The organism is Mucilaginibacter flavidus (assembly GCF_024055575.1).
Lineage (GTDB): Bacteria > Bacteroidota > Bacteroidia > Sphingobacteriales > Sphingobacteriaceae > Mucilaginibacter > Mucilaginibacter flavidus.
Genome location: NZ_JAMXOE010000013.1, coordinates 1 through 20,303 on the forward strand (window position 1 = coordinate 1; position 20,303 = coordinate 20,303).

At 43.0% G+C, this 20,303-nt stretch carries 23 protein-coding genes; 16 read left to right on the top strand and 7 right to left on the bottom strand.

Going from position 1 to position 20,303, the window contains the following annotated elements:
• From NAF19_RS18075 to NAF19_RS18080, 3 genes are all read left to right on the top strand, one after another.
• Window positions 1-427 (top strand): T9SS type B sorting domain-containing protein (locus tag NAF19_RS18075; protein WP_252791731.1); only part of this gene is annotated, 427 nt, incomplete at its 5' end.
• 502 nt (window positions 428-929) lie between these two features.
• Window positions 930-1,232, top strand: coding sequence for a (deoxy)nucleoside triphosphate pyrophosphohydrolase (locus tag NAF19_RS30810; RefSeq protein ID WP_370362893.1), 303 nt, complete (start codon window positions 930-932; stop codon window positions 1,230-1,232).
• Window positions 1,138-1,971: a YDG/SRA domain-containing protein gene (locus tag NAF19_RS18080; RefSeq protein WP_252791732.1), complete on the top strand. Its 834-nt coding sequence runs from the start codon at window positions 1,138-1,140 to the stop codon at window positions 1,969-1,971. The genes NAF19_RS30810 and NAF19_RS18080 overlap by 95 nt, the downstream gene beginning before the upstream one ends.
• 143 nt (window positions 1,972-2,114) lie before the next feature.
• On the opposite strand, the gene istB is transcribed toward NAF19_RS18080, so the two are convergent.
• The 3 genes from istB to NAF19_RS18095 all read right to left on the bottom strand — a co-directional run bounded on the left by istB (window position 2,115) and on the right by NAF19_RS18095 (window position 5,052).
• Window positions 2,115-2,864, bottom strand: a complete 750-nt coding sequence (istB, locus tag NAF19_RS18085; protein ID WP_252791733.1) for an IS21-like element helper ATPase IstB — start codon at window positions 2,862-2,864, stop codon at window positions 2,115-2,117.
• Window positions 2,865-3,276: 412 nt separating this feature from the next.
• Window positions 3,277-4,290: an IS21 family transposase gene (istA, locus tag NAF19_RS18090; protein WP_252791734.1), complete on the bottom strand. Its 1,014-nt coding sequence runs from the start codon at window positions 4,288-4,290 to the stop codon at window positions 3,277-3,279.
• Window positions 4,291-4,440: 150 nt separating this feature from the next.
• Window positions 4,441-5,052: a phage integrase SAM-like domain and Arm DNA-binding domain-containing protein gene (locus NAF19_RS18095; protein ID WP_252791735.1), complete on the bottom strand. Its 612-nt coding sequence runs from the start codon at window positions 5,050-5,052 to the stop codon at window positions 4,441-4,443.
• 1,012 nt (window positions 5,053-6,064) lie between these two features.
• Here NAF19_RS18095 and NAF19_RS18100 point away from each other — a divergent pair.
• Window positions 6,065-6,469, top strand: coding sequence for a DUF2262 domain-containing protein (locus NAF19_RS18100; RefSeq protein ID WP_252791736.1), 405 nt, complete (start codon window positions 6,065-6,067; stop codon window positions 6,467-6,469).
• A gap of 328 nt (window positions 6,470-6,797) precedes the next feature.
• On the opposite strand, the gene NAF19_RS18105 is transcribed toward NAF19_RS18100, so the two are convergent.
• The gene (locus NAF19_RS18105) at window positions 6,798-7,061 is read right to left on the bottom strand and encodes a hypothetical protein (protein WP_252791737.1); all 264 of its coding nucleotides are present in this window, start codon (window positions 7,059-7,061) and stop codon (window positions 6,798-6,800) included.
• A gap of 504 nt (window positions 7,062-7,565) precedes the next feature.
• Between NAF19_RS18105 and NAF19_RS18110 the strand changes: the two genes are divergently transcribed.
• The 7 genes from NAF19_RS18110 to NAF19_RS18140 all read left to right on the top strand — a co-directional run bounded on the left by NAF19_RS18110 (window position 7,566) and on the right by NAF19_RS18140 (window position 14,447).
• A complete protein-coding gene (locus NAF19_RS18110; RefSeq protein WP_252791738.1) occupies window positions 7,566-8,261 on the top strand; it encodes a phosphatase PAP2 family protein in 696 nt (231 codons plus the stop codon).
• A 295-nt stretch (window positions 8,262-8,556) separates the two neighbouring features.
• Window positions 8,557-8,775 (top strand): hypothetical protein, encoded by a 219-nt coding sequence (locus NAF19_RS18115; RefSeq protein WP_252791739.1) that lies wholly within the window; start codon window positions 8,557-8,559, stop codon window positions 8,773-8,775.
• 223 nt (window positions 8,776-8,998) lie between these two features.
• Window positions 8,999-9,724 (top strand): hypothetical protein, encoded by a 726-nt coding sequence (locus NAF19_RS18120; RefSeq protein ID WP_252791740.1) that lies wholly within the window; start codon window positions 8,999-9,001, stop codon window positions 9,722-9,724.
• A 26-nt stretch (window positions 9,725-9,750) separates the two neighbouring features.
• Entirely contained in the window at window positions 9,751-10,860 is a 1,110-nt protein-coding gene (locus tag NAF19_RS18125; RefSeq protein WP_252791741.1) for a hypothetical protein, read from the top strand.
• Between the two features lie 54 nt (window positions 10,861-10,914).
• On the top strand, window positions 10,915-12,753 hold the full coding sequence (locus NAF19_RS18130) for an OmpA family protein (RefSeq protein ID WP_252791742.1): 1,839 nt from the start codon (window positions 10,915-10,917) through the stop codon (window positions 12,751-12,753).
• A 69-nt stretch (window positions 12,754-12,822) separates the two neighbouring features.
• Window positions 12,823-13,602: an ABC transporter permease subunit gene (locus NAF19_RS18135; protein ID WP_252791743.1), complete on the top strand. Its 780-nt coding sequence runs from the start codon at window positions 12,823-12,825 to the stop codon at window positions 13,600-13,602.
• Window positions 13,603-13,604: 2 nt separating this feature from the next.
• A complete protein-coding gene (locus NAF19_RS18140; RefSeq protein WP_252791744.1) occupies window positions 13,605-14,447 on the top strand; it encodes an ABC transporter ATP-binding protein in 843 nt (280 codons plus the stop codon).
• A gap of 100 nt (window positions 14,448-14,547) precedes the next feature.
• Here NAF19_RS18140 and NAF19_RS18145 read toward each other — a convergent pair whose 3' ends face one another.
• The gene (locus NAF19_RS18145) at window positions 14,548-15,573 is read right to left on the bottom strand and encodes an LLM class flavin-dependent oxidoreductase (protein ID WP_252791745.1); all 1,026 of its coding nucleotides are present in this window, start codon (window positions 15,571-15,573) and stop codon (window positions 14,548-14,550) included.
• A 156-nt stretch (window positions 15,574-15,729) separates the two neighbouring features.
• Between NAF19_RS18145 and NAF19_RS18150 the strand changes: the two genes are divergently transcribed.
• The 5 genes from NAF19_RS18150 to NAF19_RS18170 all read left to right on the top strand — a co-directional run bounded on the left by NAF19_RS18150 (window position 15,730) and on the right by NAF19_RS18170 (window position 19,209).
• Entirely contained in the window at window positions 15,730-16,275 is a 546-nt protein-coding gene (locus NAF19_RS18150) for an alpha/beta hydrolase (protein WP_252791746.1), read from the top strand.
• 84 nt (window positions 16,276-16,359) lie between these two features.
• Window positions 16,360-17,082 (top strand): class I SAM-dependent methyltransferase, encoded by a 723-nt coding sequence (locus NAF19_RS18155; protein ID WP_252791747.1) that lies wholly within the window; start codon window positions 16,360-16,362, stop codon window positions 17,080-17,082.
• A gap of 123 nt (window positions 17,083-17,205) precedes the next feature.
• The gene (locus NAF19_RS18160; RefSeq protein ID WP_252791748.1) at window positions 17,206-17,787 is read left to right on the top strand and encodes a Crp/Fnr family transcriptional regulator; all 582 of its coding nucleotides are present in this window, start codon (window positions 17,206-17,208) and stop codon (window positions 17,785-17,787) included.
• An 82-nt stretch (window positions 17,788-17,869) separates the two neighbouring features.
• Window positions 17,870-18,760, top strand: coding sequence for an MBL fold metallo-hydrolase (locus NAF19_RS18165; RefSeq protein ID WP_252791749.1), 891 nt, complete (start codon window positions 17,870-17,872; stop codon window positions 18,758-18,760).
• 59 nt (window positions 18,761-18,819) lie between these two features.
• Entirely contained in the window at window positions 18,820-19,209 is a 390-nt protein-coding gene (locus NAF19_RS18170) for a nuclear transport factor 2 family protein (RefSeq protein ID WP_252791750.1), read from the top strand.
• A 22-nt stretch (window positions 19,210-19,231) separates the two neighbouring features.
• Here the strand turns inward: NAF19_RS18170 and NAF19_RS18175 are convergent, their stop codons facing one another.
• Both NAF19_RS18175 and NAF19_RS30815 read right to left on the bottom strand, forming a co-directional pair.
• Window positions 19,232-19,642 (bottom strand): DoxX family protein, encoded by a 411-nt coding sequence (locus NAF19_RS18175; RefSeq protein WP_252791751.1) that lies wholly within the window; start codon window positions 19,640-19,642, stop codon window positions 19,232-19,234.
• Window positions 19,643-19,793: 151 nt separating this feature from the next.
• Window positions 19,794-20,285 (bottom strand): DoxX family protein, encoded by a 492-nt coding sequence (locus NAF19_RS30815; RefSeq protein WP_370362892.1) that lies wholly within the window; start codon window positions 20,283-20,285, stop codon window positions 19,794-19,796.
• Between the last annotated feature and the right edge of the window lie 18 nt (window positions 20,286-20,303).

A 20,303-nucleotide genomic window follows, 5' to 3' on the forward strand; every position in this document is an offset into this window, starting at 1 on the left:
TGTGGGAACTACTGTAGTTAATACCGTGGTAACAGCACAGGATGGTGTAACCACTAAAACGTATAGCATAACCTTTACCAGGACGGGGCCGATAGCGGCAATAATGAAGTATGACCAACAGGAGTCGCCAATTACCACCAACGCCATCACGGTACACCAAAATGTGTCGCCCAACGGCGACGGAAAAGGTGATGTGCTGGTTATTGACTGCATAACAGCGTATCCTGAAAATAAGCTACAGATAATGAGCCGCACCGGAGTTTTGATATACGAAGCCAAAGGCTATGATAACTCCACGAAAGTATTTGATGGACATTCAAGCACCAATGGCAAGCTGCAAAAAGCTGGCACTTACTTCTATTCGCTTGAATATAAAGACGGTGGCGAAACTAAGCACAAAGCCGGGTTTATTGTGCTGAAGTATTAGGGTTAGAGATTAGTTAACGGGAGATTATAGATTAGTTAGAAACGGAAAGGGAGATTTGCGAAGTTTTAAACTTCGCAAATCTCCCTTTCCGTTTGAATCCATACCCGTTTTTGCCTGAAATATGTTATTTTTAATCAAAAATCGTCATTCAAAGTTCTACGCAGCAGATTTAGATAACACTTGCTGTAAAATGGCTCTAATAAACATGTTGCTTAACTCTTTGCAAGGTGAGGTTGCTCATATGAACACTTTAAGCAATTAGTTTTTCACCGGTTACAAAGTCAGTACAACGCTCGTCAATGGTTATAATATGCCCTACTACATTGAATTTACAGAATCTGAGTTAAGTTACATTTGCATTAAGGAACGTATAGCACAACAGGGTAAGCCAGTAATTAATATGCGATGTGAACCGAAAATTGATATAAAATCATTCTCCGGCGTTCAAGGTACTTTGTTTTAATGATAGAGTATTACCTTTATGAACTTCAATTTGCAAATTATGATTCTAGTCACGGCGGCTATCATTAGGAAAGAACAACACATTCTTATTGCAAGAAGAGCTCAAGGAAGACATTTAGAAGGATTTTGGGAGTTTCCAGGGGGCAAGATTGAACCGGGTGAAACACCCGAAGCGTGCTTGAAAAGAGAGGTTTATGAAGAGCTAGGAATTCAAATCATGGTGGACTCATTTATCATGGAAAATCAACATGATTATCCTGATAAACGCATATCATTGCAAGCTTATTATTGTTCATTCCTTTCAGGTACAATTCGCCTATTGGATCACGATAGCCGGAATTGATGGTAACAACAAAGTTGGATCATCATCTATCGTTTTAAGTGGTGGTTATGTAGATGATGAAGACATGGGTGATGTAATTATTTATACAGGCCATGGAGGAAATCCTAATGGTGGTAAGCAAGTTGCCGATCAAAGTTGGGACAGCCGCGGAAACAAAGCATTAATTATAAGTGAACTTCATGGATTGCCTGTGAGGGTAACACGAGGAGCGAATCACAAATCTATTTATAGTCCTAAAGTAGGATATCAATATGATGGGTTATACTTCGTAACTAGTCATTTCGAAGAGATTGGGAAAGACGGGTATACAATTTGCCGTTATCGGCTTGAAAAAGAGCGTTCTATAGTCCAAAATAACGATTTTAATAATGAAACTAAAAGGCAACAGACAACGATACTTAGAATTGTTCGAGATAGCAAGATTTCAAGGAAAGTAAAGGAATTGTATGGCTATAGTTGCCAAATTTGCAACTTTACAATTGCAGTGAAAAGCGTAATGTATGCAGAGGGTGCCCACATTAAGCCTTTGGGGATACCCCATAATGGAAGAGATAAGTTAGATAACTTGCTTTGCCTTTGTCCAAACCACCACGTAATGTTAGATAAAGGAGCGTTTGCTATAGCCGACGACCTCACACTTATTGGGATCCCTGGCAGTTTGAAAATGCAGCCATCCCATATTTTGGAACGTGACAATCTTGCTTATCATCGAAGCCATGTTTTTATCAATCACGAATGACTTGCAAGATTTAACTAACTTCCTGTATATTTCGGAGAAACTGACCACCCAATTCCGTGGCAAACTGACCACCTAAACTGCTGGCGAAAGGACGCAGCGAATGCTGTAGAAGCGTTTACAAAAATAGTTATTTAAAAGGTATTTTATTGATAGCTGTTTTCTGGTTCAAGTTGTCGTTTTTTTCTCATAGACTCTCCCTTCAGCTCGATGCGGTGCGCATCATGAACAATCCGGTCCAGGATAGCATCAGCAATTGTCTTTTCACCAATAACCTCATACCATTTACTAACAGGTAACTGCGAGGTAATGATCAGCGAGGTTTTGCCATGCCTGTCTTCAATGATCTCCATCAATGCAGCTCTGCTCTGCGCATCAAAAGGCTGTATACCGAAGTCATCTAATATCAATAGTTGCTGCCTTTCGACCTTGGCGATCTCCTTGATATAAGAACCATCAGCCTTAGCCATTTTTAGTTTGGCGAATAACTTAGGCGTACTGGCATACAGCACTCTGTAGCCCATTATACAGGCCTGGTGGCCAATAGCTGAAGCTACATAGCTTTTGCCAATACCTGTGCTGCCGGTGATCAGCAAGTTCTCATAGCGGCCGATAAACGAACAGTCCGCCAGCCGCATGATCTGGTTACGGTCGATACTTCGGTCGGCATGGTAATGAATATTCTCTACAGAAGCCTTATAGCGGAAACGGGCATAGAATATGGAACGGTCTATGCGCCTGTTCTGACGGTCATCCCATTCTGCCTCCACCAGGTGGGCCAGCAGTTCATCTGCGGTATATTCCGTTGTTTGCCCGGTTTCCAGGCAGGTCTTAAAGGCATGAAACATACCGAAGAACTTTATCTTCCGCAGTTTGTCTAAGGTGTTTGTGTTCATATTATTGTTGTTTAATGGTTATTTATAGTAATCTTCTCCTCTTATATTATCGTGGCTGGGCATGGGTAGTTCATCAGCAAACAAGCTGTCCTCATATTGATCCATTTTGTTTTCTAGTATCTGCTGGATCGTTTTGTAATTATAGATACCATAACCGAGCGCCCTTCTGCAGGCGCTGGCTAATCGGTCATTGCCCGCTTTCTTGGCGAAGCTCAATATGCCCACGCAGGAGCGGTAGGCCTGTTCAGGGTGTTGTTTGCGATCCAGTATCTTTAGGATATACAGCCGTACATCTTCGTGAATGGATGATGCCCATTCCAGGAACCTCCATGTTGGACCTGGAGTAAAGTATCTTTACCTTCTTGCCGATAAAGCGGTAAGGCACACTGTAATAGTGTTTATCTACGCCCAGTTAGACATGCCCGTTCTTCATCACGGTAGCCTGATGTTGCTTTTTAAACTCATAGCGCAATGCCGGCAGCAGTGAAAGTGTTTCCCTTTCTACTTCTTCAAACTGTAGTCTCCGGCTGTAATTACGGCCTTTGAGCGGTTGGCTGTTATGCACTTCCAACGCTTCTTTAATAGCGATGTTCAGCGTTGCAAGTGTATGGTAGGTTGCTTTGCGTACCGGCGCATAAATGCGGCTGTACATGATCTTAACGGCACCTTCTACCAGTGCTTTATCACGAGGGCGGTAAGCCCTGGCAGGTAATATGGTTGTGCTGTAATGATCCGCGAAGTCAGCAAATGTTTCGTTCAGCGTTGGCTCATAACGGTTACTTTTGGTTACAGCTGCTTTCAGGTTATCAGGAACAATTGCGGATGGAACTCCACCATAATAATGCAGTGCGTCCTCACAGGCTGCAATAAAGTCTTCTTTCTGCTGACTGGCAACAGCTTCCACATAGGTAAGCTGGCTGGCTCCCAGTATAGCTACAAAGACCTCAACCTCTATGACCTCACCAGTTTCCTTATCGGTAATGCTCAGCTTTTCACCGGCAAAATCAACATACATCTTATCGCCTGCTTTATGGTCAAGGTGCATGGTGGGATTGACCCGTGCCTTCCACTGGTTATAGTAAAAGCAAAATTGGGTATACTGAAAGCCGTCAGGAAACTCTTTTCTATAGGCTTCCCATAGGATACGGCGGTTCATGCCGGTACGCTTGAGTTCTTTATCGACTTGCGGAAAACAGCGTTGCAGGGCGAGCATACGCTTGTCGGGAGGCCTTTCCTGGCCATTGCCAAAGAAGTCCTCCAGTTCTTTGTCGTTCAGGGCATTGATCTGTTCAAACGTGCAGCCGCTGGCATCAAAGGCGGCAAAATACTTCTTTGCCGTATTCCGGGAGACACCAGATTGTGCAGCTATAGATAACTTGCTGCGCCCCTGATTGTACATTCTAAGGATCTGTCTAATCTTATTCATGCTGATTGTAGTGTTGGCCATAATTGGTAGGTGTTAACCCACAAAAATATGGTTGCTTCTACTGCATTTTCTGCCCGTCCGGGGTGGTCAGTTTGCGCCGGAATCAGGTGGTCAATATCCCGCGGAATCGGTGGTCAGTTTGCACCGGAATCAGGTGGTCAATATCAGCGAATTCTCCACTCTGATAAGATGTTTCATCACGCCATTATTATTCATGGGTTTTTGATGGTCCAGTGGCTTGTGTGCCCGCAAAAAGGTTTCAAAATCGGCAATAAACTTATAGTTGATTTCCTGCAATAGCACATCTGATTTTCGAAACCTCTTTTCCATAAATTTAGTGAGATAACGTTGCGTAACGTAGTAGTGCTTCAATGTGCTCCAGGTTAGCTCATGCTTCGCTTGCTCATTATGATATTCTATTAGACGACTTAATGTGTTAGGTTCCGCGCTATCAGTGCCAAAAAATGCATCTTTAATGGCATCAGGTGTAATTAGTTTACCCTTTAACAGCAATTGTTGATAGCAGTTACCCAATGTAAGCCTTACCTGATCTAAACCGTTATTTATATTTTTAGCGGCATCACCTTTTCCTTTACTGGTACCTCGTCTCGCGTCCCATATCAATGGGTTAACCCATTGCTTCAATGCGAAATGAATTATTTCACCATTAACTGTAATTCGTGCGTAGATGGGTGCCTTATCGTTTTTTAGTTTATCCTGCCTGATAATGAACTGGATACCGAATGTGTTAACTGTTTTCATGTCCTTTTTCTCCTTTATTTGATAAAATTTGTTTCAATTTGGTATTGAAACCTTCGATTTTCGGTATCAAAAAGGGTCAAAAAAGACCATAATTTATGGCGTTTTGAGATTTGTAAATAACTGTATAACAGCTCGTTAAACCACTTTTCAATACCTCGAAGGTAAAAATTGAAAACAGGTTATGGAATAGGTATCGTAAAGCTTGAGAAAGTTTGGTATTATTTGATATGGCTAAAAACATAAAAGCCTGTAAATCAATTAATTTACAGGCTTTTTAAACCATTTAAGGTGCGTTTTGTGCGCTCCACCTGGGCTCGAACCAGGGACCAAAAGATTATGAGTCTTTTGGCCAGTTATTGAACCAATTTCGAATTAATTTTAATTTAAAGGGTACGCCCCAGGGTAAAACTGAACCGTATATATTCTATAACAAAGGAGTTCCCTTAAAGACTACCCCCAGTTACCATCTTGGAGATTTAAAAATTCCCATTATTATATACGGCAATTCATAATAAGAATTGCAAACTTGCTAGCAAATCATTAAATTTGAATCATCAGATTTAGCTGAATTTAATCGAATTTGAAAGGGTATAAAAAGCTACCTATAAAATAAAAACTACCCTAGGGGAATAGAAAGGGGCTATTTTAGCTTAAGTACGAATCCCGCCCTCTTCAATTCAAAACAACCAAAACATTGTTTTTTAAACAAATAAGAATTGTTTATCTTTGTTAAAACAGTTCATTGATTATTACCAAGCTTCGAAAAGGGCTACAAAAATCGATTAAAATTGGGCAAATATCATGTGCCCAATTCGGTGCCCTGTTAAATTTTCAGCAGTATAACTATAATAAAATCAACGCATTAAGGAGTTGGATGGTCGTCTTCTCATCCCGACTTTTAAGTCAGAAGCCTTAAGTCGAAAGTCTTGAGGCTTTTTTGTTTTACAACAAAACCACATCGGCAATTAAATATCTATCCATTCGTTTCCCAGGCCTTCTTATATTTGAGTATATGAATTTAAGTTTTAACGCAGAAACCGGTGACTTTGAAGGAATAGCCACCTACAACGATAAGCAATACAGCATGACCTTGGTTGATTTTGAAGCAGAACACATGCAGAAGGCAACTGATTTGGCCACGCAAATAAATAATTGGCTTAATGAAGGGCTTGAAAGCGTTAAGCAATTTACAGCAACGTCGCTTATAAAACTTAAGAACGAGTCATGGCTTGATGAAGACCAACCTCTTGTGAGCGAAGACGTATTTATAAATACCATTGAATTAGATGGTGTTTTAGTATTTTCAGATGGTAGCTTTGAGGTTTATTTTGACGATAACGACCTGTTTTGGGGGCATACAATAAAGGTAGATATTGATCAGTCTTTTGAAATAGAAGGTGCGAACCTTTGGGGCTGATTACGAATGAATACAACCTATGTAAATTATATCGATCTCCGGCGTGAGTGAGGAGGTCGGAAGTTCGAATCTTCTCATCCCGACGAGTGAAGTCAATAGCCTTAAGTCGAAAATCTTGAGGCTTTTTTTGTGGCATCGCGACCCGGTTTATGAATTGGTTAAAATAAAACTTCTTGATAATGAGCATGTTCCACAGCGTTCCGGGTGTTCCGCCGAGAAAAATGGAACGCTAAACTGAAACCTTCCGGATTTCCAATGAATCAATTCTTAAAAATATTCCAATTGAATGTCATGCGAAGCACTTCCTGTCAATCCAAATAGGATCAAATTAATTGCTCCAGTTTTCAATCATTCCAGGGAATCGCACTTTAACAAGCTCCAAAAACTCGTTGAAGTTTTTTGTTTCAATTCTCAGCTTATTATTGTAATTTTCCTCGTCAAAAACATCATTTCCATCAAATACATAGTAATGAATAATAAATAGTTCATTTTTGTATTGCAGGTGTACTGTATACGAAGAGTTTTCAGCCCTTTTATAAAATAGTGTGATAACTTTTCCGTTTTTAAGTGATTTGAATAACTTTTTTTCCATTCTTTAAAAGTGTGTTCTTTTTAATAATGAGAGAATACCTTAAGGTTAATTAGTCGATTAGACGGTCATAAGTAATCAAGATTTTAAATATACTTCAAACAGGTAGATCGGCCAAATGCCTCAAATCGTATAGAAAAAAGCTCGAAATTTGTACAGGTAGGGCGACTTTTTAAGTCAGAAGTCTTAAGCCTGAAGGTTTTTTTTTGTGGCATCGCGTCCCGGTTTGTGAATTTGTCAAAATAAAACCACTTGATAATGAGCGTGTTTCGCAGCGTTCCGGGTGTTCCGCTGAGAAAAATGGAACGCTGAACTGAACCCTACCGGGATAGATCGGGAAGTTCGGAAGTTTGAACCTTCTAATCCCGGCTATTTAAATCAGAAGTCTTAAATTTAATGGCAGATACACTTTAACAATTTAAAAGGTTTATTGTTAAACCTGTGTTACGTTAAGGTAAACACTTTTAAATTGAGCATAAATAATATTTATACCATACTAATATCGTTATGAAAATAGGCAAAGGTACAAGGTTAATCAATGCGTTATTTGTTCTGCAATTATTGGTAGCTATGCCCTTTGCCGGGAACGTTTTTGGGCAGGTAAAAACAGAAGAGCAACCCAAAACCCCGGAGCAAACAAAAACCACTACAGAAGTAAAGGTCCAGGCGGCGCAGGTGAATAACTTTATTCAGCGCTTTGATGATAAATTTTTAATCAACCTGGCTTTACAGCGTAATGATAGCGAGACAAAAAAAATGCTGTTTTTATCAAATTCGCTGGGGTATGTTTCTTATGGCATACCCGTGGCACTGATGGTTGGCGGTATTGTGCGGAACGACAGCCAGATGCGCCAGAACGCCTTATATGTAGGCAGCAGCGCCGCCGTAACTTTGGGCGTTACCTTGTTAATGAAAACTGTATTTAAGCGCCGTCGGCCATTTGTGCAGAATTTAAAAATCGTAGCGGTTTACAATGCAGAGAGCACTTCGTTCCCTTCGGGGCATTCGTCAACAAGCTTTGCGGTAGCAACGGCGTTATCAAGGGCGTATCCAAAATGGTACGTCATAGCCCCTTCGTATTTATGGGCGGGTTCGGTAGCCTACTCGCGTATGTACCTGGGCGTACATTACCCCAGCGATGTTGTTGGCGGGGCCTTATTGGGTACTACCACCTCCTGGCTATTAAGGCCGGCTTTTAAATAAGTGGTTATAAAAACGTTCAGGAATACGCCCTATGTACCAACGTTAACGGCTTTTAGTACGTGGATTGCCGGATTGTACCTTGAGTCATTGCTTTCCGATTCGATCGGGATGTTCTAATCTTCTCCTCCCGGCTTTTTGAGTTAAGCCCATTAGTCGAAAGTCTGAAGGTTTTTTTATTGGGTAACAGGGTATTCCGCAGTATCGAAAAAAAAATCCACCAAAAACTGTAACTACCTGCAAAAAAAAAGTCTAAATATAAAATGCCTGAAAGTTTTTGATACTAAAAACAAAAATCATGTCATCAACCACCACCACATATTCACAAAGCAATAAAATATCCCGGAAGCGGGGTATTATAAAACAGGCCGCTGCCCTTTTGCGCAGCTTTGGCCATAATTTGATAAGTAAATTGAAAAATCAGTTTGCCAGCCTTAACAACATTTATCAAAACACCCCTAAATTGCCCGTGCGGACACTTTCGTATTCCACAGGTTCTGTACTTTTTCTTCCTTAGCCCCGGAATTTACGGGCGCCAGCAAATCTATTAATGCGCCCGCGGGACATTTGTTCCATCACGACTCCAATAACAGGCCTCCGGCAGCCAGCAATAACGCTATTTGATAACTTTTACTATATTCACCATGTAATTGGGTGTTTTAAGGGCTGCTGCTCACATTTTTAATTAAATGAGGCAATGCTAAACCAAAGATTTATATAAATTTAACAAAATAATAGGTATGTCAAACGACCAAAAGCCTCAGAAGAAAAACATGTTTGGCGGTATTTTCGACGGCATCACAAAAGTGATCATGAAAGAAGAATACTTACAGCAGATACATGAAGAGAGTGAAGCCGAAGAACCTGTCAGGAGTAATGATACCGCGCCATTAAAAAGCGGACCGGGCGCCGGACAAACACAGTCGTCAATACCACAGCAGGCGGGATCGGACGTAGAGGCAATGATAAAAAAGATATATGCTGCGTTTGAGGCTATGAATCAACCAGGAATTGATTTTTTAGAACTTTGGAACTCGGTTGAGGCAATGGGCGGTGTTACCGAACAGAACTTTGCACAGGCATACAAAGTATTAAATATAGGCGCCGGCAACTCGCTCACCGTTGATGGCATAGTTGATTCGGGAAAACATTATATCGCGGAACTAAAAAAGCAGATAGAAGGCGGTATCATCCAGAAAAAGAATGACCGGCAAAAACTGGTTGAGCAGCAACAAAATGAAAAGGTATCGCTTACGGTAGAGACCAATGCGCTCGCCAAGCAAATCCAGGACCTGCAAAAACAATTAATAGATAAACAGCAGAAATTAGCACAGGTGGATTCAACTTATACCTCGCCGATAGCGGCCATCGACCAAAAAATCAATGTGGCTAACGCTGCTTTGGAACAGGTATTAAACCAGCTGCAGGGTGCGGTTGACCTATTTAGTAAAATTAAACTTTCTTAAACCTACATTTTAAAAATACAATTAAGATGCAAACCAGTCCAGAATCAAAAACGTCGCTTCCATTCGAGGTGTCGAAACAATTACCGGTATTTCAAATACTGAATAACCAGCTTCCCGATAAAATGAAAACTCCGGAAGCAAAGAAAACAATCTCAAAAGTTGTTTTCTGGGCGCTATTTGTACTATTAGGATACTTTTTTTTCAAAGCGCTGCCAACACTGATCGAATTTGCAAAAATGAGCGTTTTGCTCACCGTTTATTCAATAGTTGCCGTAGTGTTGATTTTACTTTTCCCCAAAATCGTGAATACGCTGAGCACCCTGGGCCGCATACTGATCTTTAAGAGTGATAAAGCCATTGCCGAAAAATTCAGTATCGAAACCTTACAGTTGCTGTTGCAGGATGTTAAAAAAACACGTGAAGCTGTCCGCCAGCGTATCACTAAAGTTGAAGGGGTGCGCGTAAATATGATAAGTGAAGCGGAAGCTCAAAACCAGGAGAGTGAGACCAAGGCCAGCCAGATTGTAAAATTGACGGCCAAAGCAAAAAAATGCGACACTGATGCTATTGCCGCCAAAGCCGACGGTAATGATGAGCAGGCCCGGCAGCTTACACGGGATGCGAATGAGGCCCGCGTAGCCGCTACCATGCGCGATAGCGAACGCACAACTTCGCTCGAACTCGCAAAGTCGTATTCACAATATTCAAATCAGTTTGGTAAAGCCCTCGAAGTTTTAAAGGATAATGAGTCGGCTGCAAAAATATATGATAATTTACTTACGTCGAGTATCACCATCATTGCGAAGAAGCTGGACGCCACCACTAAAATGAGAGAAGCGACCGAGGGATTGGCCGATATTTTTGAAGTGGAAGATAAATGGAAATTCCAGGTAGCAATGGAGGCCGTTAAGGTAAAAATTGGCGATAACATTGCCAATATCCAACGTAACCTAGAGTTCCTGAGCGAAAGCCGTCTGAATAATATAGAAGCGACAAAATCCCAGGACGAACTGGAATCCATCGTTTCCCAGCTCAGCTCGGGAGAAATTAAAAAACTCGATGTGCAGGAAGTGGCAAGCCCGTATCATAACTTAACCCCTGATGAACGCCCTGATAAAACGTTCAGCCTCGACTAAAAAATAATAATAACCAAAACATACATTCACATAAACAATAAACCTCAACAAAAAATGGAAAATCAAAGTTTCTGGAGCGGTCTGCGGTGGCCTGTAAAAGCAATCGTTATCGCCGCGCCCATAGTCGCCCTGGTTTGGTATGCAGCTACACATGGTTTAATACCCGGGATGCACAGTGCCGAGTCAACAAATATTTCAAAAGCATCGATACTAAAGGATGAGATAAACGTTAATTCCACCTCAAAAAAATTAGCGGTGCCTGATATTGAGCAGTCAGAATTTGCCGATGTCGCCAACCGTCCCGAAATCAGGGTGATGAACTGGGTATGGTTCGCAAACGCCGGTATCTTTTCGGCAAACGGCGGTTCTAAAACCATGAAGGGGTCACTTATGGATCAATACGGGCTAAACGTCCGCATGATAACCAATAACAGCACGGATGATATGAAGCGCGACCAGCTGAGCTTCGTAGCAGCCTATGCCAAAAGCGGCGGAAACCCTTCGCAGGGCGTGCAGTTTGTTACCATTATGGGTGATGGCGCTACCAACTACCTGCCGGCAATTAATAAAGCCATTACCAGCGCCGGCTACGGTCCCGAATATAAAATGAAAATAATTGGCATCGTTGGTTTCAGCCTTGGTGAGGATTGTATTGTAGGCAAGCAGGCCTGGAAGGATGATCCGCAGACAATGAAGGGCTCTATTATCTCTGCAGTTATCGGCGACGGTGACTGGGGTGTAGGTGTACGTTTTGCAAGCGGTGACAATGGTATAAAGATCAACCCCGATCCAACTACCTACGATCCCAATGCCGTTAACTTTATTCCGGCACCCGATGGCGACTTTCTTAAAGCGGCGCAGGATATTGGCCGTGAAGTTAGCCTGAAATTAAAGGATGACAAAGGGCGTTTAACAGGTGAAGTTGTAAAGAAGCAAATTGAAGGGGCCGCCACATGGTTCCCGGGCGATCGCCAGGCATTTCAAAAACATGGATTGGTAAAGGTTGTTTCAACAATTCAGTATCCAAATCAAATGGCCTGCGTTATTGTTGGCTGCGATAAATGGATGAAGGAAAACAGCAAACCGGTAGTAAATTTCCTGAGCGCAAGTTTAACCGCTACCAATCAGATTAAACAATACGACGACTGGTTTAAATATTCAACTCAGCTTGCGCCAAAAATATTCTGCGCATCAACGGCAGATTGTTCGGAAACGGCCGAAGACTGGTATAAGTTTGCAAAAGCCGGCGGCTCCACTATGCAAAATTCCGAAGGGGTTTCAGTAGCGGTCGGCGGTACAGAAATGTCGAACCTTTCGGATAACCTGAAATACTTTGGTATTAAAGGCGGGAATAATTACTATAAATCGGTATTTGATTATTTTAACGGTGTGTTGAAGGACCTTAACCCGGTAGATTTCAAAGCGAACGTGGGCAACGTTACACCTTACGAAGAGGCCGTTGATCTAACCTATCTTAAACAGGTAAATATTGAGTCGGGAGAGACTGTAAAAGCCGATTATACACATATAGCCGGTAAGAAAATTGGCAAGCGGTCGTGGCATATAGAATTTGAAAGCGGTAAATCGCAGGTTACAGCCGACGGCACTTCCCAATTGGAAGAGTTGTTTAACCTGATTAACCAAGCCGACCAAAACGCAAACGTGAAAATTGTAGGGCATACTGATAATACCGGGAATGCCGACGCCAATCTTTCTCTGTCGTTATTGCGTGCCCGGGCAGTAAAAGTGTGGCTCATGCAGCGTTCAAATAATACTTTTGCATCTGAGAAGTTTTCGACTGACGGTGAAGGTGATACCAAGCCTGTCGTTCCAAATACAACTGCGGCAGGAAGGAAGCAAAACCGGAGGGTAGATATCACCCTTGTGGAATAATGGTATTTAATAATTGAGAGACGCCCTTAAAAAAGGGCGTCCCTGTTTACTGCACTTAAAAATAAACTATTGAAAACGATCGAAAAAGTTTTTACACCGTTAGTTGAAGTACGGAAAAGCATGATATGGACCATCGGGTCAATTCAGCTTTGTGTGTTGCTGTTCACCTGGGCGTACCTGGTGCCGAAGCCGTCTTTCTTTCCAACGCTGGGAGAGGTGTTAAAGGCCTGGGGCGATTTGTGGGACCACGGACTGTTCTTTCACATCCTTGCCACGCTTACCATATGCGGCATCGCAACAGTTATCAGTATTATAATTTCCAGCGCTATCGCCTATTCCACGCGGATACCATTCTTCAGGCCAATAGGGTATTTGTTTACGAAATTACGTTATAACCCCATCCAGGGTTTTACGCTGTTTTTGGCAATGACTACCGGTGGAGGGAGAAACCTGCAAGTCACCCTGCTTGTTATTTTTATGTCGTTCTATTTTATCAGCGCACTGATAAGCATCCTGGATGAAATACCGGAAGAAGATATTATCAGGAGAAAAGCGGAGCGGATGAGCAACTGGAAAATTCTTTGGAAGGTAGTGATCGTCGACCGACTTGATTACCTGATAGAAGTTATACGATTAAACCTAAGCATGACATTTATGATGATCGTTTCGGTTGAGGCGATGGATAAATCGCAGGGGGGCCTTGGCGCCTTATTGGTTGACACCAACCGGGGGCTTAATTTCCCAAAAGTATTCGCATTGCAACTTACCATCCTGATTTTGGGAATCGGTCTTGATGAGGCGTTGAAATCGCTCTTTAAATCATTTCCTGCAAACAAAAAATATGAATAATCATGGAAGAGTTTAAAAGAGTTTCTTCACTCCTTACTATCGAGGGGGTTTCAAAAAGGATTCACGGAAAACTGATTTTGAGGGACATCGGTACAAAAGAAAGTCCGTTCGTAATTCATGATATTAACAGGCCCAATCGTATACAGGGCCAAACCGTAGCGGTGGTGGGCGCATCGGGCAGCGGTAAATCTACATTGTTCAAGCTAATCGCTGGCATCTACCCGCCAACAACAGGAACTATTATTATTCCTGATGAAGAAAAAAATAATGGTTCGTTTAAAGAAGTTGAAGGGGGCGATATCGGGTTTGTTCAGCAATCGTACCCGCTTTCACGAAACCAAACTGTGCAGGAAATGCTGCATGATGCAGCAAAACAAGGGAAAATTCCCAAAAGTGAAAGGCAACATGTAGTCGATTCATACCTTGAAACATGGAATTTAAAAGACCAGCGATATCTGTCAAAGAACCAGCTTTCGGGCGGTCAAAAACAGCGCGTGGCCATCATTGAGCAAATTATCTGTTCGCACCATTTCATGATCTTCGATGAACCATTCTCGGGACTTGATGTACGGAATATCGACGATGTGAAAAACACGTTCGAAAAAATTACGACAACGAGCGATCTTGGAACAATAATTTTCTCCACCCATGATATTCATCTGGCGGTTGAACTGGCCGACTTGATCTACGTAATCGGTTTCGAAAAAGAAAAAGGAGTGTGTAAACCTGGCGGTACTGTAATTAAGTCGTTTGATTTAATGGAAATGGGGCTTGCCTGGAAAGAATATGGCGCACCGCACCGCGAACTAAACGCGCAAATTCAAAAATTGATAAAGGATAGTTAGTCGGTGTTAATTTAAAGCCACGGTATTCTATTAAAAGCCTTCAGCCTAAATGAAGGCTTTTTTTATGTTGCTGCGTTCCACCAGGATCAAAGAGGGCGGCTTAAGAAGCCGCATTTACCAGCGGTATCACCTTCTTGCCTATCAATTCAATTGCCTTCATAAGCTGTATATGCGTGAGCCCCGCATTGTCCATCTGGAAAGTAAACCTGTCGACCCCACCCAGTGCCTCGCTGTGACGTAACAGCTTTTCGGCAACCTGCTCTGGTCCGCCGACAACCAATACCCCCTTTGGGGCAACAAGCGAGTCGAACTGCGTTTTGGTTACAGGTGGCCAGCCACGTTCCCTGCCCAGTTTGGTCCATAGTTCGGCATAGCCCGGATAATAATCAGCCAGGGCCTGCTCATTCGTAGCGCCTACATAGCCGGGCGAGTGCAGACCAACTTTTAGCTGATCCGGCGTAAAACCTGCCCTGTCCCCGGCTTCCCGGTACAAGTCGATTAACGGCCGAAAGCGATGTGTTTCACCACCAATTATCGCAACCATCAGCGGTAACCCCAGGGCTCCTGCCCGGGCAAACGAAGCGGGCGTGCCGCCAACACCTAACCAAACCGGCAGTTTTTGCTGCAATGGCCGGGGGTAAACAGGCTGGTTTTGTAAAGCCGGGCGGAACTTGCCCTGCCAGGTTACAAATTCGTTGTCACGTATCTGCAATAGCAGATCCAGCTTCTCTTTAAAAAGTGCGTCGTAATCATCAAGGTTAAAGCCAAATAGCGGGTAAGCTTCAATAGATGAGCCACGGCCGACTACCAGCTCCGCCCGCCCTTTTGATACAAGATCGAGCGTGGCGAAGTTCTGGAAAACCCGTACCGGGTCGGCGGCGCTCAAAACCGTAACCGCGCTGGTTAGGCGGATGCGTTTAGTGCGCGCAGCTGCCGCCGCAAGGATAACAGCGGTAGCCGAATCCAAAAATTCCTTTTTATGATGTTCGCCGATACCGAAAACGTCGAGGCCGGCCTGGTCTGCAAGTTCTATCCTTTCCAACAGTTGTGCCATAGCGTCAACGCTGCTAAGCGTATTGTTGGTGCCGTACATTGCAGAAGCGAAACTATCTATACCTATTTCCATTTATTTTTAGTGCTGCTAATGAATTCGAAAGTAATGATTAAAGAATTGCTTTTGGTCATAGGGGATTCATTATCGCCTTTCGCTGGGTTTAGGGCGCAATTCCCTTGGCACACGATTTAATAGAAGTCTTTTAGATTGAATTATAAATAGTTGGACATGAAAAAAAAAGTGCTTTTTATACAAGGCGGTGGCAACGATGGCTACGAGGCAGATGCAAAGTTGGCAGCATCGCTGCAGGAAGCATTAGGGAAGGATTATGAGATTAGTTATCCCCGAATGCAAACCGACGAGGCCCTCCCGGATTTTGGCTGGTTGAAGCAGATCGGGAACGAAATTGGTAAACTCAGCGGCGATGTTATTCTGGTCGCACATTCGTTAGGGGCTTCGTTACTGCTCAAATACCTTGCTGAAAATAAGGTTTCGAAAAAGATAGTAGGGGTTTTCCTGGTATCAACACCCTTTTGGATCGGCAAAGAGGATTGGAAACAGGGGCTAAAGCTCCGGGATGATTTCGCTGAACGGCTTCCGGAAAATACCCAAATCTTGTTATACCATTGCCGCGACGACGAAGAGGTACCCTTTGATAATCTAACAGCCTACACGCATAAGCTTCCGGCAGCAACTTTTCGCGAAATTGAAAGCGGCGGGCACCAGCTAGACAACCACATTGGCCTGATAGCAAAGGACATTAAAAACCTTTGAATTAATCTTCAGGTAAACTATAGGTTGTTGATACTTTGCAAATATGATTAAACCCGGTAACTTCGGCAAAACCAAAATGTAAGTATGAAAACGGATTATTCAAAAAAGGCAACAAACCAGGAGATAAGGGAAAGGTTTGATAAAGACACCGAACGTTTTTCGAACCTCGAAACAGGCCAGCTAACCACCATCGACGCACCACTAACCATGGAGTTGTGTACAGAAGCCGCAAAGTATGCTAATCCGCATGCAACGGAACTGCTGGATATTGGTTGCGGCGCGGGTAACTATACCTTGAAGATGTTGGGTAAAATCCCCGGCCTAAATTGCACCCTGAATGATTTGAGCCTGCCAATGTTGCAAAAAGCTAAAGAAAGGGTTACACCGCAAACTGGGGGCAGCGTCACTTTAATCCAGGATGACATGCGAAACCTGGACCTGCCGGACAATCATTTTGATATTATCCTTGCCGCAGCCACGCTGCACCATTTACGCGATGACGACGACTGGGAGCTAATGTTCAATAAAATTTATAAAACGCTGAAACCGGGCGGCAGCTTTTGGGTGTCTGACTTGATCTCTCACGATTCCGATGTTATCACTAAGTTGTTCGGGGATAAGTATTGCAGTTATTTGGAGACACTTGGTGGCCCCGAATACCGCCAGAAAGTAATGGACTACGTAAATTATGAAGACACTCCCCGTTCGCTCAATTACCAGCTTGCCTTGCTTGCCAAAGTTGGATTTAGTAACGTAGAGATATTACATAAAAACTCATGCTTCGCTGCGTTTGGCGGGATAAAATAGACTTTTTAACTTTTATTCTGCCAGACTATGGAATGGTCGTTACTTTAATTTTCGTATCTTGTTTCGGCAAATTTGAAGTGCTATCTCAAGTTTTCTTATTAGCACCCGACCTGCCAGCCGCCTATGACAGAATTGCTTAAACAAAATATTAACCGGCATATCACACTACCAGCGGCTCAAACAGAAGCGTTTTGCAGCTTATTTCAACAACGTCTGATAAAGAAAAAGAGTTTCTTACTGCGGGCAGGTGAAGTTTGCAAGTTTGAGGGTTTTGTTACCAAAGGGATTCTGCGGGTTTATCATATTGATAAAAACGGCGATGAACAGATACTTTATTTTGCTATTGAAAACTGGTGGGTAACTGATATCGACAGCTTTACTAACAGCCTGCCGTCGCAGCTTTATATTGAAGCACTTGAAGACAGCGAGGTACTGTTGATCTCGAAAAAAGACAAAGAGTTTGCTTACACAAACATACCTGAAATAGAGAAGCTGTTTAGGGTAATGACGCAAAAAACCCACGTTGCCTTACAACGAAGAATGGTAGATAATTTGAGTAAAACTGCCGACCAGCGCTATGCTGACTTTATAGAAAAATACCCTCAAATCTACCAGCGCCTTTCTAACCTGCAAATGGCAGCCTACCTGGGCATTAGTCATGAGTTTTTAAGTAAAATACGCAACAAGCTTGCCCACAAAAAGTAAACGGAATTTGATTTATTGAACTTGTTCAATCTTTCCTGGTACCCGGTGCCCCCATCTTTGCATCGTCACTAGCAACAAAAAAATGAAACCAGTTATTTCAACAGCTTTTTTAATCATCTTAATTTTATTAAAAATGGACGTACAGGCACAAAGTTTCAAAACTATTGAAACAAACAGTTTAACGCTACAAGTTTACAACGCATCAGAAAATAGTTTTGGTGTATCTTCGGTTGTCGTATCAGGAAAAACGGATGCCGTTCTGATCGACGCGCAATTCACCCTGGCTGACGCTGAAAAAGTAGCTCAGCAAATCAAAAAATCAGGCAAAAAATTAACCGCTATTTATATTTCTTGTGGCGACCCTGATTTTTATTTCGGATTGGAAGTATTCAAAAAATATTTTCCGGAAGTTACAGCTTATGCCGCACCGGCAACAGTGGAACACATTAAAGCGACGGCCCAGAAAAAATTAGATGTGTGGGGCGCTCAATTGGGTAAAAACATTACTTCGAATGTTGTTTTACCACAGGTTTTAAAAGGCAATAGCATTGACCTGGAAGGCCAGAAAGTAGAGATCATTGGCTTAGAAGAATTTCCGGCCAAAACGTTTGTATGGATACCTTCCATAAAAGCCGTGATAGGTGGCATCAACGTTTTTGGGACCACTTTCAATCTTTGGATGGCAGATGCACAAACAACGGAGGCCCGCCAGCAATGGATAAATGTTTTGGACAAAATTGAAGCGTTACAGCCCGCAATTGTGGTTCCGGCTCACGCCAAATCTGAAAGCGCATTCGACCTTAGCGCTGTGAAGCACACAAAAACCTATATAGAGTTCTATGAAGAGGTTTTGAAAACCAACAAAACATCAGGCGCTATCATAGCCACAATAAAAGCCAAATATCCTACGCTTACTTTTGATATCGCTCTGCAACTAGGTGCAAAAGTAAACTCCGGCGAAATGAAATGGTAAAATTATTAACCTGGCAGTGTTTATGGCACTGCCGGGTTGTTCTTTTAAATTAAAAACGAATGACGAATTTAGAGATAGTAAAGAGCACATATGAAGGGAAAACTTCCGAAGAAAACGGCAGGAACCTTGCGGAACATGTTGCTGAAAATATAGCCTGGACAGAAGCTAAAGGATTTCCATACGGTGGTACTTATATCGGTTTGGAAAATATTACAAAGAACGTTTTTAGCCGTTTGGGAAGCGAATGGATCGATTATAAGTTCACACCGGAAGACTATGTTGCAAGTGAGGATAAGGTGGTTGCCTATGGCACTTACGCAGGTACTTACAAAGCCACAGGCCGGTTAATGGAGGCCAGGGTAGCCCACGTATGGAAATTAAAAGCAGGCAAGATCATCAGCTTTGAGCAATTTGTAGACAGCAGGCCGGTAAATGACTCTATGAAATAAGAAGCTGGGCCGCTTTTGCAGTTTATTGTTTCCGCGGCCAATACGACCAAAGCACAGCGAACAAACAGGCAATAAGCACTACGCTATACTCCATACCATTTCTGCCGCCGCCCACTACAAACCAGCCGTCGTGCATATGGTCGAGAAAGATACCCATCACAAGAATAACCATGTGACAGATACAGGCCGGAATAACCAGGCGGCCAACAACGAGTGCAACGCTGGAGGCTAAAGTAGAAAGCGTAATAAGCCATGCGAGCGCCACGCCCAGCGGGAAGCCGATGGAGCCGAGGAATTCCCCGAAACCGGACACATCCCCGCCTATTATCCGGGTGATGGAATGAACACTCAGGACGAGCGCTACAACGATACGAACAATATCCAGGCCACGGTCAGGTCGGGATGAGGGTGTGATAAGCCAATTTTGTGACATACAAAGTTTTCGATTGTTTATTATAAATATTATTTCGGAACGAATGTAGTGTCGGGAACAGCACAGATCTGTGCAGAAATGCTCAATTTACTAAAGGAGGCATTTTTGTTTTAACTCAATAACGGGGTTCGCGAATGACTGCGATATTGCTTCAGATCTTTTGTTTCCCTGGCCAACACGACCACATCACAGCGAACAAACAAGCAATAAGTACCACGCTGAACTCCATGCCGTTTCTGCCGCCACCTACAACAAACCAGCCGCTGTGCCTATGGGCGAACAGGATGCCCATCATGAGAACGATGATATGGCAAATGCTGGCCGGAATAACCAGGCGGCCAATAACAAGCGCAACGCTGGAGGCCAAAGTAGAAAGGGTAACGAACCATGCAAGCGCTACACTGAAGGGGCAACCGACGGAACTTAGGAATTCCCCGAAATCACCGACCAGGCCATCAGTCATCCTGACGATGGAATGTACGCTCAAAACGAGCGCTACAACGATACGAACAATATCCAGGCCGCGGCCCGGACGTAATGAGGGCGTGATGAGCCAATTTTGTGGCATATAGTGTTTTAGATTTACTGAATATAAAATATGTCGGAACGAATATCGCGCCCAGCATAGAAGACATCTGTGCATAAATGCTCAATTTGCAAA

Coding starts and splice junctions, on each gene's coding strand:
- NAF19_RS18175 (WP_252791751.1), bottom strand. CDS start 19,642: ATGTCACAAAATTGGCTTATCACACCCTCATCCCGACCTGACCGTGGC.
- NAF19_RS18160 (WP_252791748.1), top strand. CDS start 17,206: ATGACAGAATTGCTTAAACAAAATATTAACCGGCATATCACACTACCA.
- istA (WP_252791734.1), bottom strand. CDS start 4,290: ATGAATAAGATTAGACAGATCCTTAGAATGTACAATCAGGGGCGCAGC.
- NAF19_RS18120 (WP_252791740.1), top strand. CDS start 8,999: ATGTCAAACGACCAAAAGCCTCAGAAGAAAAACATGTTTGGCGGTATT.
- istB (WP_252791733.1), bottom strand. CDS start 2,864: ATGAACACAAACACCTTAGACAAACTGCGGAAGATAAAGTTCTTCGGT.
- NAF19_RS18155 (WP_252791747.1), top strand. CDS start 16,360: ATGAAAACGGATTATTCAAAAAAGGCAACAAACCAGGAGATAAGGGAA.
- NAF19_RS18145 (WP_252791745.1), bottom strand. CDS start 15,573: ATGGAAATAGGTATAGATAGTTTCGCTTCTGCAATGTACGGCACCAAC.
- NAF19_RS18150 (WP_252791746.1), top strand. CDS start 15,730: ATGAAAAAAAAAGTGCTTTTTATACAAGGCGGTGGCAACGATGGCTAC.
- NAF19_RS18080 (WP_252791732.1), top strand. CDS start 1,138: ATGATTATCCTGATAAACGCATATCATTGCAAGCTTATTATTGTTCAT.
- NAF19_RS18130 (WP_252791742.1), top strand. CDS start 10,915: ATGGAAAATCAAAGTTTCTGGAGCGGTCTGCGGTGGCCTGTAAAAGCA.
- NAF19_RS30810 (WP_370362893.1), top strand. CDS start 930: ATGATTCTAGTCACGGCGGCTATCATTAGGAAAGAACAACACATTCTT.
- NAF19_RS18115 (WP_252791739.1), top strand. CDS start 8,557: ATGTCATCAACCACCACCACATATTCACAAAGCAATAAAATATCCCGG.
- NAF19_RS18165 (WP_252791749.1), top strand. CDS start 17,870: ATGAAACCAGTTATTTCAACAGCTTTTTTAATCATCTTAATTTTATTA.
- NAF19_RS18125 (WP_252791741.1), top strand. CDS start 9,751: ATGCAAACCAGTCCAGAATCAAAAACGTCGCTTCCATTCGAGGTGTCG.
- NAF19_RS18105 (WP_252791737.1), bottom strand. CDS start 7,061: ATGGAAAAAAAGTTATTCAAATCACTTAAAAACGGAAAAGTTATCACA.
- NAF19_RS18095 (WP_252791735.1), bottom strand. CDS start 5,052: ATGAAAACAGTTAACACATTCGGTATCCAGTTCATTATCAGGCAGGAT.
- NAF19_RS30815 (WP_370362892.1), bottom strand. CDS start 20,285: ATGCACAGATGTCTTCTATGCTGGGCGCGATATTCGTTCCGACATATT.
- NAF19_RS18170 (WP_252791750.1), top strand. CDS start 18,820: ATGACGAATTTAGAGATAGTAAAGAGCACATATGAAGGGAAAACTTCC.
- NAF19_RS18140 (WP_252791744.1), top strand. CDS start 13,605: ATGGAAGAGTTTAAAAGAGTTTCTTCACTCCTTACTATCGAGGGGGTT.
- NAF19_RS18110 (WP_252791738.1), top strand. CDS start 7,566: ATGAAAATAGGCAAAGGTACAAGGTTAATCAATGCGTTATTTGTTCTG.
- NAF19_RS18100 (WP_252791736.1), top strand. CDS start 6,065: ATGAATTTAAGTTTTAACGCAGAAACCGGTGACTTTGAAGGAATAGCC.